Source organism: Nocardia brevicatena NBRC 12119 (assembly GCF_000308495.1).
GTDB lineage: Bacteria > Actinomycetota > Actinomycetes > Mycobacteriales > Mycobacteriaceae > Nocardia > Nocardia brevicatena.
Genome location: NZ_BAFU01000245.1, coordinates 83,139 through 95,492, shown reverse-complemented (window position 1 = coordinate 95,492; position 12,354 = coordinate 83,139). Strand labels below are relative to the sequence as shown.

At 66.7% G+C, this 12,354-nt stretch carries 13 protein-coding genes and 1 pseudogene; 7 read left to right on the top strand and 7 right to left on the bottom strand.

Annotated features, from left to right (window positions below):
• Nucleotides 1–7: 7 nt before the first annotated feature.
• Nucleotides 8–454 carry a MarR family winged helix-turn-helix transcriptional regulator gene (locus ON20_RS30930; protein WP_051163669.1) on the bottom strand — a complete coding sequence of 149 codons (447 nt, stop codon included), beginning with the start codon at nucleotides 452–454 and terminating at the stop codon, nucleotides 8–10.
• Nucleotides 455–506: 52 nt separating this feature from the next.
• Here ON20_RS30930 and ON20_RS30925 point away from each other — a divergent pair, with 52 nt between their 5' ends.
• A complete protein-coding gene (locus ON20_RS30925; RefSeq protein ID WP_051163668.1) occupies nucleotides 507–1,598 on the top strand; it encodes an FAD-dependent oxidoreductase in 1,092 nt (363 codons plus the stop codon).
• A 186-nt stretch (nucleotides 1,599–1,784) separates the two neighbouring features.
• Here ON20_RS30925 and ON20_RS30920 read toward each other — a convergent pair whose 3' ends face one another.
• The gene (locus tag ON20_RS30920; protein ID WP_040841563.1) at nucleotides 1,785–2,222 is read right to left on the bottom strand and encodes a VOC family protein; all 438 of its coding nucleotides are present in this window, start codon (nucleotides 2,220–2,222) and stop codon (nucleotides 1,785–1,787) included.
• A gap of 1 nt (nucleotide 2,223) precedes the next feature.
• On the bottom strand, nucleotides 2,224–2,808 hold the full coding sequence (locus ON20_RS30915; RefSeq protein WP_040841562.1) for a DinB family protein: 585 nt from the start codon (nucleotides 2,806–2,808) through the stop codon (nucleotides 2,224–2,226).
• A 61-nt stretch (nucleotides 2,809–2,869) separates the two neighbouring features.
• Here ON20_RS30915 and ON20_RS30910 point away from each other — a divergent pair, with 61 nt between their 5' ends.
• On the top strand, nucleotides 2,870–3,829 hold the full coding sequence (locus tag ON20_RS30910) for a helix-turn-helix transcriptional regulator (protein ID WP_040841561.1): 960 nt from the start codon (nucleotides 2,870–2,872) through the stop codon (nucleotides 3,827–3,829).
• A 323-nt stretch (nucleotides 3,830–4,152) separates the two neighbouring features.
• On the opposite strand, the gene ON20_RS38320 is transcribed toward ON20_RS30910, so the two are convergent.
• Nucleotides 4,153–4,935, bottom strand: a complete 783-nt coding sequence (locus tag ON20_RS38320) for a spore germination protein GerW family protein (protein WP_218002719.1) — start codon at nucleotides 4,933–4,935, stop codon at nucleotides 4,153–4,155.
• A gap of 465 nt (nucleotides 4,936–5,400) precedes the next feature.
• Nucleotides 5,401–5,742 (bottom strand): hypothetical protein, encoded by a 342-nt coding sequence (locus ON20_RS30900; protein ID WP_040841560.1) that lies wholly within the window; start codon nucleotides 5,740–5,742, stop codon nucleotides 5,401–5,403.
• 611 nt (nucleotides 5,743–6,353) lie between these two features.
• On the opposite strand from ON20_RS30900, the gene ON20_RS30890 reads away from it, so the two are divergent.
• The 3 genes from ON20_RS30890 (at nucleotide 6,354) to ON20_RS30880 (ending at nucleotide 10,154) form a co-directional block, all read left to right on the top strand.
• Nucleotides 6,354–7,196, top strand: a complete 843-nt coding sequence (locus tag ON20_RS30890) for an SDR family NAD(P)-dependent oxidoreductase (RefSeq protein ID WP_218002718.1) — start codon at nucleotides 6,354–6,356, stop codon at nucleotides 7,194–7,196.
• A gap of 1,207 nt (nucleotides 7,197–8,403) precedes the next feature.
• A complete protein-coding gene (locus ON20_RS35355; protein ID WP_083865533.1) occupies nucleotides 8,404–8,712 on the top strand; it encodes a M23 family metallopeptidase in 309 nt (102 codons plus the stop codon).
• The gene (locus tag ON20_RS30880) at nucleotides 8,697–10,154 is read left to right on the top strand and encodes a phytoene desaturase family protein (RefSeq protein ID WP_040841556.1); all 1,458 of its coding nucleotides are present in this window, start codon (nucleotides 8,697–8,699) and stop codon (nucleotides 10,152–10,154) included. The genes ON20_RS35355 and ON20_RS30880 overlap by 16 nt, the downstream gene beginning before the upstream one ends.
• Before the next feature lie 196 nt (nucleotides 10,155–10,350).
• Here ON20_RS30880 and ON20_RS39555 read toward each other — a convergent pair whose 3' ends face one another.
• A complete protein-coding gene (locus ON20_RS39555) occupies nucleotides 10,351–10,554 on the bottom strand; it encodes an SDR family oxidoreductase (protein WP_245547588.1) in 204 nt (67 codons plus the stop codon).
• 101 nt (nucleotides 10,555–10,655) lie between these two features.
• Between ON20_RS39555 and ON20_RS30870 the strand changes: the two genes are divergently transcribed.
• Nucleotides 10,656–10,871, top strand: a complete 216-nt coding sequence (locus ON20_RS30870; RefSeq protein WP_040841555.1) for a ferredoxin — start codon at nucleotides 10,656–10,658, stop codon at nucleotides 10,869–10,871.
• Between the two features lie 324 nt (nucleotides 10,872–11,195).
• On the opposite strand, the pseudogene ON20_RS40795 reads toward ON20_RS30870, so the two are convergent.
• Nucleotides 11,196–11,450 (bottom strand): annotated as a pseudogene (locus ON20_RS40795) (flavin reductase family protein); the annotation flags it as partial.
• Nucleotides 11,451–11,643: 193 nt separating this feature from the next.
• On the opposite strand from ON20_RS40795, the gene ON20_RS30860 reads away from it, so the two are divergent.
• Nucleotides 11,644–12,318: an ArsR/SmtB family transcription factor gene (locus ON20_RS30860; RefSeq protein ID WP_218002717.1), complete on the top strand. Its 675-nt coding sequence runs from the start codon at nucleotides 11,644–11,646 to the stop codon at nucleotides 12,316–12,318.
• Nucleotides 12,319–12,354 lie beyond the last annotated feature (36 nt).

The following is a 12,354-nucleotide window of genomic DNA, read 5'->3' as shown; positions in this document are numbered from 1 at the left end:
GGAAGTGTCATCGGTCCTGATCGGCCGCGTGCTCGACGAACCGGGCGAGCAGATCGTGCAGCTGTCGGCGGTCGCCCGGTGAGAGCGATGCGAGGAGCTCGGTCATCACCTCCTCGGCGGTGCTCTCGGCCGCGGCGAGGCGGGCGCGGCCGTTGGGTGTGATGCTCACGGCGTAGCTGCGGCGGTCGCGCTCGTCCTTGCGGCGAGCGGCCAGACCCTGCCGTTCCAGTTCGTCGACTATGTAGACCATCGAGGACTTGTCCAACTGGAGCCGATCGACCAGGGCCCGCTGGCTGAGCGGCCCGGCCTCGGCCAGGCAGGAGAGCACGCCCAGGTGGCGTAGCTCGAGCCGATGGGTCCGCAGCGCTCGATTGGCCGCGGCGCGGGCATAGCGGTGGGCCAGATACAGCTGCCCCCCGATTCGCGCGCCGAGGTCCTCGGAAGCATTCCTCACAGCACCCATTATGGCCGATGACAGATCGTCTTAATTCAGATAATTTGCCCTCATGCGAATTGTTGTCGTCGGCGCCGGCTTGGCCGGGCCGCTGCTCGCCCAAGGGCTTTCGCGGGCGGGCTTCGATGTCGAACTCCACGAGCGGGACGCGGCGGACCGCCTCGATCAGGGCTACCGAATCCATCTCGCCCCGGAAGGTGACCTGGCGCTGCGCACGTGCCTGCCGCCCGAGCTGTACGACCGTGTTCTCGCGACCTCCGGGAAGCGGGGCTCGGGCGTGCGGGTACTCGATCCGAACCTGAACCTGGTCCACGAAATGCTGGTGCCGCCGACGCCGGACGAGGAAACGACCGGACGACATCTCACGGTGGACCGCTTGACCTTCCGGCGGATTCTCGTCACCGGGCTCGACGTCCGATACGGGTCGGCATTCCAGCGCTACGAACAGTGGGCCGACGGCCGGGTACGGGTGTTCTTCGCCGACGGCGCGACCACCGACGCCGACCTGCTGGTGGCTGCGGATGGTACGCATTCCCCGATCCGGGCGCAGTTGCTGCCGGAGGCCGAAGTGATCGAGGTCGGCCGGACGGAGATCTACGGTAGGACACCCTTGACCGATGCGGTCCGCGCCCTGGCCCCGGCCGCCGCCCTCGAGGGGTTCTGCACCGTGATGGGCGACGACGGGCGTGCGATGCCGCTGGCGGCCCACGAATTCCTTTCCGGCGGAGAGGATTACCTGATGTGGGTGGTAGTCGCACCCGCCTCGATGTTCCCCGCGGACCTCACCACGGCCGACGGAACCGAACTGCGGCACATCGCCGCGGAACTGGTCGCGGACTGGCATCCCGATCTCGGTGCGCTCGTCCGTCTCGGCGAACCCGACAGCGTCCGCAGTACGACGATGCGTACCGCGAAACCCTTGCCGCACTGGGAGACCGGCCCGGTGACGCTGATGGGCGATGCCATTCACACGATGGTTCCGGTAGGTAACAGCGCCGCGATCGCGCTGAAGGACGCCTCGGTGCTGTGCCGTCATCTTACCGAGCGAACCGGATCGTTGCTCGAGGCCGTCCGCGCCTACGAGAAGGAAATGCTCGAATACGGTTTTCGTGCCGTAGCGGAATCCCTGCACGCGGCGGGGTAAACCGAGAGCGCCGATTTGTCGCGGTCCGACCACTGCCGCGAAGTCGTCATCGCGGCGCCCTCGGCGGCCCCGAGTCACCTTCGCCGGCATGGGTGCACCGGAGGTCGAGGCCGCGGCCGGCTCCCAGGACGGCGTATTCTCCCGCGCGTCCCTGGACGCGGTGACCAGGGAACGCCGTTCGTCCGATCAGTCGAGACAGAATTCGTTGCCCTCGGGGTCGGCCATCACGATATGACCGGGGCCGAGCGGAGGAGCGGGTTCGTGACGCCGCAGCCGGGTGGCACCGTAAGCGACGAGCCGCTCGGCCTCTGCCTCCAGGGCCGCCATCCGCGCGTCGCCCTCGAGCCCGGGAGCGGCCCGTACGTCGAGGTGTACGCGGTTCTTGGCCTGCTTGCCCTCCGGTACCCGCTGGAAGAACAGTCGTGGACCGGAGCCCGCGGGGTCGACCACTGCGGCGGCACCGTTGCGGTGCTCGGGCGGTACGCCCATTGCCTCCAGGGCCTCCTCCCACGATTCGAAATCCCCGGGCGGGTCCTGCGGTCGGTAGCCGAGGGCCTCGGCCCAGAACGCCGCCAACGCGGCCGGGTCGGCACAGTCGAAGGTGATCTGGATATCGCGGGTCATCTCAGTTCGTCTCCCGTCGGATCGGTCGGTGGGTGTGCAGGTAGAGGTCGCGCAGCAGGCATACCTCGGCCAGGTGATGGATCAGTTCGCGGTTGATGTGCAGCGCCAACGCCGCCAGAGGACGGTCGGCGTAGGGACCCTCCGCTTCTCCGCACGGGCGGGCGAGGCCGGCTTCGCCGAGGGACTCGACTCCGGCCGTCCATATCGCGTACTCCCGGTCGAGCTGGGCCAGCGCCTCGGTTGCCGTGGCGGCGTACTCGAACGACCCGTAGTCGGTGGCCGCACGGCCGAAGTGCGCGGCGTTGCGGACCGCGAGCACACCGACGATCACATGCGCGAGTCGCCAGGCGATCGTCGTGAAGGGCGGCGGGTCGGGCTGCGGGATCGCGAAGTCGACGGTCATCGCGCCGACCCCGGCCTGCACCGGCGCGGTGCCGGTGCCGCGCGGGCGTACGTTCCAGCAGTCGGGTGCCGGCTCCCAGAAGTACTCGTCGTCGGTGAGTCCGTCGAGGCGGTCGCGCAGCTGATTCGTCCACAGCCAATCCATCTGGTCGCGGAGCAAGGGGTTCCAGGCCTGATCTGTCATGGGTACAGCCTCGCTCATATTGCGGACAGGAACGGTCCGTGATCTGTGAAACGATGTCGGGGTGAGCGTGGAGGGAACCACCGAGCGCGTGCTGCGGTTGCTGGAGCTGCTGCAACGCCGGCCGTCCTGGACCGCCGGCGAACTCGCCGCCGAACTGGGCGTCACCGACCGATCGGTGCGCCGCGACGTGGAACGGCTGCGTGCGCTCGGCTACCCCGTGCACGCGACGGCGGGTGTCGGCGGCGGCTACCGGCTCGGCGCGGGGACCCGACTGCCACCGCTGCTCCTCGACGACACGGAGGCGATCGCGACAGCGGTATCCCTGCGAATGGCGACGGGTGGCACAGTCGCCGGGGCGGGCGAGGCGGCGTTGCGGGCGCTCACCAAACTCGACCAGGTGATGCCGCCCCGACTGCGCGCCGAGGTGCGGGCGGTGCACGGCGCCACCGAGACCCTGGTCGGTCCCGGAGCCGAGATCGATGCGGAGTTGCTGGTGACGCTCGCACGGGCCTGTCGGGATGCCGTGCGGGTGCGGTTCCGGTACGCCGGCCGCGACGGCGGGGCATGCGAGCGCACGGTAGAGCCGGTGCGGATGGTCGCCACCAGCCGTCGCTGGTATCTGATGGCCTGGGACATCGACCGCGGCGACTGGCGCACCTTCCGGCTGGACCGAATGCGCGAGGTGGTCGCCACGACCTGGCATTTCCGGGGTAGGGAATATCCGGACCCGGTCGCCTATGTGCAGCGGTCGGTGACCGAGGCGCCGTACCGGTATCTCGCCCGAGTACGGGTGCACGCCCGCCCCGACCAGGTGCGGGAACTGGTGCCACCCCAGGTGGGGCGCGTCGAGAACGATCGCGACGGATGGTGCGTGCTCGTTGTCGGTGGGGAGGACCTGGACCGGCTCGCCGTACATGTGGCCTGGCTGGGCTTCGAAGCGGAGGTGCTGGAGCCGCCGGAGCTGCGGGAGGCCGCCGCCGTACTCGCTCACCGTCTCGCGGCGATGGCCGGGACCGAGTGACCGGAGAGGCGGGCGGCAGACAAGGGGCGCCGGTCGGATGGTGCGCTACTACGACCCCACCCAGGGCGGCGGGTAGCGGATCCCGTACAGCGAGGTCGGATCCGCGGCCTGCCGAAGACCTGACGCAGCCGCGCAGGGTAGCCGGCCCGTACGAGCCGGCCGACAACCGTGAACGTATGGGGAGGCCGTTCGGACGAGTACCCGCGGTATTCGTTTCACGCTGCCTCCGATCAACAAAGCTCACGCGATAGCGGGGTGCTGCTCCGCACCCCGCTGTCGATGGTCCGATATATTCGCTCCCGACCACCTGAGCCGTATTGGGGTTACCGAATTCGTCGGGAACGCCGTCGTTTCCGAGCGCGCAGTATTCGGGGTATCGCGGCACCGGTCAGGATTGCGGTGAAGGGGACAACGACATCGACCCATGAGCCGTGGATGGGCCGATAGGTGGCAGTGCCATTGCGGATTTCGATGAATCCCAGCGGCCGTACATCCACTCCGCCACCTCCTCCGCCGCCTTCTCCGCTTTTCTCGGAGCCGATTTCACGGCCCGACCCGCCGCCGAAGCCGAACCCGGCCCGGGCGACCGGGACGATCGTGATGCCGTGGGCCGTGATCGGTTCCCCGAATACCGTCTTCGCCGACGCTCGGGCACCGAGGCGCTCGGCCAAGCGCTCCAATAGTCCGGTCGATGCCTCGGCAGCGGCCATACTCGGCTCGAGCGCCTCGGCCGGACTCTTGCTGTCGCGGGTATTCATCGCGCCGACCCGGACGGAGGCGCATACATTTGCGCGAACACCGGACGCTCCACGATTCGTTGGGTCATATCCGACTACCGCCTTTCCGCTCGGTGAATGGTCGCGCAGACCGTACCAACCGACGATCGTGGGTGTTCGCGTTTTGCTTACCGGGTCGAGTTCCAGGCTCTGTCGAAGGTCAGCGAGGCGGCGCATGACGGTGGCGCCTCTCCGTTCGTTGAGACGGCCGGCTGTCGCCGGCGAGAACATCCCCTTGTCCGTGACCAGGTAGTCGACGAACGGCGAGATCGCTGCGATGGCGCAGTAGTCGCGCGCGTCGCTGGGCTTCGAATTCCGGTTGGACTGCATGGGGGCTGGGACTCGTAGCTCGGAGAAGCGTCTCGCCGAGCGCTGGGAGAACAGCGGGCGGTGTTCGAACACACCGTCAGCGAGGAATTGCTCGCGATCGATCCGAGTGAACGGTTCACCGAACCGGTGACCTCGGAAGTGCTCCCGGCCACGCGACCATAGGGCGATCGGCGCGGTCGACGATACGCACGCGAGCCACTGTCCGGCAGCTGCCAACACCGCGCAACGCAGGGACGCCCCGGTTCGAGCAGCGCTACAGCTGTTCATCAAAGAGGTGTTTGCGGGCAGTTCGGAGCGCCAGACCTCGCTGAACAGCGATGACACAGCAAGGGAAGTGTTCAAGGATGCATCGGTTTACGAACACCTGGTGAATGGCGGGGGCCCGTCGCGGTCGTTCGTTCCCAGAGCGACAGCGGGTGATCCACAGCGGTAGGTGGCGGTATTTTCGCATTGATCAATGGCGCCTCACTCGGCAGTGTGCTCTGGGCACGGTCCGAGCCACCACCATCCGCCGTCCAACTCCAGGGTGGGGCAGATGTCATCGCCGAACCCGTCATACGGCCCGGGATCGGGCTTGCCGGTGAAGTGCCCGTAACCGGCAGCGCCGTCCGGGATTCCGATGTAGTCGGGTACGAACCGTACCGGATACCCATTGCTGGTGCCGATGACCGCCACCTTGCAGTTCGCCGAAACGAAGCACAGGTGGCTCGGAAGGGGGGCGCCGTAGTAGTTGCCTTGGCGATGTTGCGGCACTTCCATCCCGGCCACCGCGGCGAATGCCGGGCGCTCGAGCCAGAACGGGTCCACGCCGTGATCTGGGGGCTGACGACGAAGACGATGGATCCGGCGATCCCGATGAAGGCGAGTGCCGCTGCGGTAGGCAGTGGCCACCGTTGCACGTCGAGGTTTGCCCGCCACACCGCGAAGGCGAATACGGTGATCGAGATCAACAGCACCAGCGCGAACAGCGGAAGGGCCAACAGCCATAGCCGAGTCATTATCCAGCCGTGGTGCAACGCCACACCGAGCATGACCAAGGCGGCAACGTAAGCGGCCGACAGGGGTGCGGCAGCGGAGCGAGGGGGGTTGGGCACAACATCAATCTAGAGCGGCGATGTGCGGGATCGGCGCGGGAAATATGCTGATCACGTGTGGTCGTCAGCACAGGGGGTCGGCGGATCGATCCGCACGACCCGCTGCTGTCGATGTAGGGGATAGGACATGGTTGTCCATTTGTTATCAAATGAATCTGGGCATTTCAGGTTTGGCGATGATATTGGGATACAGCCGCGTTACGGCAATCCGGGGTGTACCCCGGATTGCAAAGGACATCGGCTCGTGTCACGGGAGGTGACCACGCAGCACGGCCGCGCCGCAGAATCTGTGGGGTGCAAGAGCCCAGTGTGAGGATCGATGGCATGACCCGGAAGAGCGGCCGTCGGGCCGATGGGAAGACGTTTCTGGTTACCGGCGCCGGCGCGGGCATCGGGTATTTCGCCGCCGAGCAACTCGCGGCCCGCGGTGCTACCGTCGTGCTGGGCTGCCGTGATACGGCCAAGGCCGACCTGGCGATACAGGCGATCCGGTCACGAGTTCCGGACGCTCGGCTGCGGCCGGTGCCCTTGGATCTGGCGGACCTGTCCTCGCTGCCCGCGACGGTGGACGCCCTCGATATCGACAGCCTGGACGCGGTTGTACTCAATGCCGGGATACTGCTGTCGGGTCCCGAGCGGCGTGTGAGCGCGCGGGGGCACGAACTGATGTTCGCGACGAACCATCTCGGGCACTTCGCGCTGGTCGCTCACCTGGCGCCGATGCCGGCGGCCGCCGCGAACAGTCGGGTGATCACGGTGGGCAGCTACGCCGCGCACTCGGAACGGCTGGATCTTGCCGATCTGCAGTCCGAGCACGGCTATCGGCCCAAGCGCACCTACGGGCGATCGAAACTGGCCCAGATGCTGTTCGGTTTCGAACTCGATCGCCGCCTGCGTGCACGCGGTGCCGGTACCGCCGGCATTGTCGTCCATCCCGGTGGTGCCCTGGACTCGCTGACCCCGTCACGGCCGCCGTTGTTCGTCCGCACCACCGCCCAGCGCCTTCGCGGGCTGCCCGCAGCTGTTGTGCTGCACGGCAAACACGCAGGGGCCGAAACCATTACCCGAGCCGTCCTGGACACCGAGATCACCGGCGGGCAACCTGTGGGGCCAAGGATATTCGGCCTACGTGGACAACCACACCGGGAAACACCCACGCGCATATGACCGACCTCGATACCGCCGCCGGACTGTGGGCCGCTGGTTCGACACTCACCGGCGTCGACCCGTTCGAACACCCGTCTGCACCGATCCGCAGCGTGCGCACCGTGGAAGACCAGTAGCGGTGGGGGGCGGATCCCGGCACGGAATGGTCGGTGCCCCCGGGTAGCAACGCATATTTCTCTCCAGGATCCCGAAAAAGGCGAGTGCGGATTGTTCGGAAAGGGAAGAGTGGCGCCTCTCGATGCTCGTGCACGATTTCGCTGCCACTATCATTCTGTTTCGGATAGCAGTCCTGTATTTCATCGCCGGTTACTGGAAAGCCGTCTCCGAGGTGTGGACGAATGGGACAGCAATGTATTACATCAGCAGTATCCACCGGTTCGCGACCACATCGATCTTCGAAAGATGGATTCATAATGCCTACATATCATGGACGGTGCGTTACATCACGATTTTGATAGAAGTCGCTCTTCCCTTTGTGATCTGGTCGCACCGCGCCCTACTCGGAAAGGCGATCGTAGCGTTGCTCGAAGGAATTCATGTGGGGATCATCGTGTTCGTGGGGTTGGTGCCCTTCGGGATCATCATGGTCGGGGCCGACTCCTCGGTGCTCAACGATCGCGATTACCGGAGAATGTGGCGGAAATCGAGGGCGGTAACCTCCTGGATGCGAAGAAGGGGTGACCGGTCCTCCGTATGGGGGAAGCGGGACGTCGGGCGAGACCGTTGGTTTCCACAACGGACCGGCTGTGATGTTCTATATTGCTAGGCTGATTTGGTGCGTCCGTTCGTCTCGATTTTCAGGGAAGCAGGCCTGCTTCTCGTCATGCTTGCCGCTGTGCTTCGAAGCCGGCTTGCCGTTAGCGGTGGTGAGTGGGCGGCGGGTGTCCTGACCCTCGTTTCATGCCGGCGTTCACGCACATTTTCCTCGTCCCCGGCACGAGAATGGTTCCTTTCCGGTTCTGCACCTCGAATACATCGGTCTTGCGGTGTCGGTGGTTGCGGTGGCCGATCGGGGAGGGGGACAACAGATTGTTCAACCATCACTGGCCGGAGAAAGCCAACGCGGAGCCCTGGATATCATCGGTATCTCACCGTGGGGATTCTCACGGAAGAGGCTGTGGAGGGGAAGCGACGACGATTACCACGTATTCGGAGCCGCTGTGCATGCCCCGTGTTCCGGCCGGGTTGTCGAGGCGTACGATGACGCATCGGATGGCGATCCGAACCGGCCTCGGTCCGGGGGAACGAGATCATAATCGATAACGGAACAGAGTTGATTTGTCTCTCACACCTCCGGCGAGGAAGTGTCATGGTGGCGGAAGGGCAGTTCGTGGAGGCCGGTGAACGGATCGGTGTCGTGGGAAATTCCGGTAATCCCAGCGAGTCGCACCTGCATATTCATGCGGAATGCGAGGGTGAGCCCCGGTACCTCGTCGTTCAGGGGATGAACCGACGGTTCCACAAGGGCAGCATTGTCGAAGTGCCGAGTCGGGAGCGCAAATGGCTGATGTCGTAGTGGTGGGCTCGGGCCCCAATGGTCTTGCGGCCGCGGTGATCCTGGCTGCCGCCGGGCTCGAGGTCGAGGTATACGAAGCGAGCGACGCCCTCGGCGGCGGCTGCCGGACGGCGGAGGTGACCCTGCCCGGCTTCCGGCACGATATCTGTGCCGGCGCGCATCCGATGGCCGCGGCGTCGCCGTTCTTCCGGGCCTTCGATCTCGCCGCGCACGGGGTGGAACTCCTGACTCCGGAGGCGTCGTACGCGCACCCGCTGGACGGCGGGGTCGCGGGGGTGGCGTGGCGGGATCTGGACCGCACGGTCGAGGAACTGGGTGCCGACGGTAAGGCGTGGCGATCGCTGTTCGGCCCGCTGGTGCGGGAGTGGCGGGCGATGGTGGACGTGGCCATGTCCGATATGCGGCACATCCCGATATCGGCCACCACAATCCGGTTCGGGCTGCGCATGCTCGAGCAGGGGTCGCCGCTGTGGAACGCGCGGTTCCGCGGTCGGATCGCGCCCGCGCTGTTCACCGGGGTGGCCGCGCATGTGATCGATCGACCGCGGGCACTTCCCGCGGTCGCGGCGGGAACACTGCTGGCCACCCTGGCGCATGTCGACGGCTGGGTAATCCCGCGCGGAGGTAGTCAGAGCATCGTCAACGCCCTCGCCGAGAGCCTACGGCGGCGTGGCGGGCGGGTGATCACCGGACACCGCGTGGACTCCCTGGACGAATTCACCGGCGCCCGCGCCGTTCTCTGCGATACCTCCCCGGCCGAACTGGTGCGCATCGCCGGAGATCGCCTGCCCGCCCGATACCGGCGCACGCTTACCCGGTATCGCTACGGCGGAGCCGCCACCAAGGTCGACTTCGCACTGTCGGGACCCGTCCCCTGGGCGGCGCCGGGCTGCGCGGAAGCCGGGACCCTGCATGTGGTCGGTACCCGCGCCGAGGCCCTCGCCACCGAATACACCGTTATCGGGGGAAGACACAGTGAGCGCCCGTATCTCATCGTCATTCAACCCGATGTCGTGGACCCCGACCGCGCCCCCGCCGGGAACCACACCCTCTACACCTACGCCCATGTCCCCAACGGCTCGGATCGCGATATCCGCGAGCAGGTCATCGCCCAGATCGAACGTTTCGCCCCCGGCTTCCGCGACCTGATCCTGGCCACCCATATGTGCACGGCCGCCGAAATGCCCACCTACAACGCCAATTACGTGGGGGGAGATATCGCCGTCGGTGCCATGTCCCTCGGCCAGACCGTTTTCCGCCCGGCTCCCCGCTGGAACGCTTACGCCACCCCGCTCACCGGCGTCTACCTGTGCTCGTCCGCGACCTCACCCGGCGCCGGCGTGCACGGTATGTGCGGCCTGTACGCCGCCCGCCACGCCCTGCGCACGGATTTCGGTATCCACACCGACCCGCCACGACTTCTCGCCGCGCAGTATTCGTAGCGGTGCGTGGTTGGTCGGCCTTCCTCGGACCAGTTGAGCCGGCCCGACGAGGCCCAGGTGCCGCCGTCGGGATGCAGGGTGTTGCCGGTGAGGTAGGACGACAGGCCGGAGGCGAGGGATACCGCGCAGTGGGAGATATCGCCGACGTGTCCGGGACGGCCCATCGGGATGGCGATGCGGGAACCGATCGGGTCGGTCATGGCGTTGTCACCCTGGGAGAGGCGGTCGAGGTTGGGGGTGGGACGAAATCCGGGGCGATATTGTTGACCCGGATGCCGTCGGGGGCGAGTTCGACGGCGAGGGTGCGGGCGAATTGTTCGACGGCGGCCTTGGCGGCGGAGTAGACGGCGAAACCCGGTGCGGCGCGGTGCGCCTCGATGGTGGCGATGAGAGCGCGCACGGCCCCGCCGACGCGCGCAGCTACAGCTATCTGCCGACGTTCATCCTGCGAGGGCTGGTGAAACTGCACCTCGAGTTCGATGTGTAGGAAGGTGCCGCACGATGAAGATCTTCGTTGATGCCGATCGCTGCCGCGGCCACGGGGTCTGCCTGTCGGCGTGTCCGGATGCGTTCACGCTGAACGAGTACGGCTACGCGGAGGTGACCGTCCCGGAGGTGGCGGCCGAATACGCGGCCGGGGTCGCCGAGGCCGGGGAAGGGATATGTGTTCCGAACGCGCGCTCGAAGTCGTGGACGACCGGCTGTAGGAGGCCATAACGTTGCCGACATCGGCCTGCGGTAACGAGGCCGACGGCTGTATTGGTCACTTCCCTGGGCGAATAGGCGCGGCGGTGTCAGCGGCGCCGGGTCTTCCCCAGGCACGGTCCGGTGCCGAAGTAAGGGGTGGAAGACGTATAGCAACGGCGACCATACGTCCGTGTCGATGTGGGTGGTGACCGTGTCGACGAAGTGTCGGTCGGCGTGGATGGTTCGGACGTACGTCTCGACGATGCGGAAGCCGGCCCGGTCCGGGCCCGCCGGTTCGTGGATGGCCTGTACCTCGGCCTCGCATTGGATCGCGCACTCGGCGATTCGCGGTGGGCGCACTGTGTCGGAGGGCTGTCGGGTGAATCCGCCGGGCGTCCACTTGTCGTTTGTGTAGGTGAACTGGTCCGCCTTGTGCGCTGCCGGTGGGTTGTGGCCGGTGAGCGTGGCAATCGCCCCGACCTGCGCCCACCGGTCGGCGTGCGGGTAGTTGATCACGCACTGGCCGTCTCTGGCCAGGTTGGCGAGCGTCTGGGACGATGCCTCCCAGCCCGGCGCGATCGTGCGACCGAGTGCCCAGGACGAGGACATCGGCTCGATGTTCACCGACCCGTCGGGACTCATCGTGGTGATCAACGCGATCGGCGTACCGACGTAGAGCACCTTGGGGTTCACGGTCGGGTGCGTAGGCTCGAGTCCGGCCGGGGTGTCGTGTGTCATGCCGCCACCGTTACAGCGCGAGAGTTCGGTGGTTGCCGAACTCTCGGATGGATAGCGTTGGCGAATGCCGACCTATGCCCATTCCGTACCGGACATCGCCTCCATCGGGCGGCTGCTGGGCGACGAGAGCCGCGCGGCGATGATCCTGGCGCTGATGGACGGCCGCGCTTGGACCGTGGGCGAGATCGCTCGTTACCTCGGCATCGCCAAGTCGACTGCTACCGCGCATGCGCACCTGCTGGTTGACGGTGGCCTGCTGGCCGAGGCCCATCAGGGTAGACATCGCTATCTGCGGCCGGCCGACCCGGACGTCGCCGAAGCGGTCGAGGCGCTCGGAGCGCTCAGCGGCACCATGCTCTCCCCGCGCCGCACCCTCTCCGCCGGCACCCGCGACGCGGCTCTCAGGGCCGGACGAACCTGCCACCGCCACCTGGCCGGTCGGCTGGGCGTGGACTTGCTGGAAGCGCTGCACGAACACGGGTCATCACCCGAACCTGGGAACTCGGGCCCAACGGAGCCGAGTGGTTCGCCCGGCTCGACATCACGCCCGAATCATCCCGACGCCCGCTCCTGCGACCGTGTCTGGACTGGACCGAACGGCGCAATCATCTCGCAGGCGTCTACGGCGACGCATTGTGCGATCACCTGTTGCGCGAGTCCTGGATTGTGCGCCGCGGGCCTACCCGTGCTGTACGGTTCACCGACAAAGGGCGAGTCGAACCCGCGCAGCTCGGCGTAGACCTACTGTGAGTGCAGCGGACGGACCGCTCGGCGC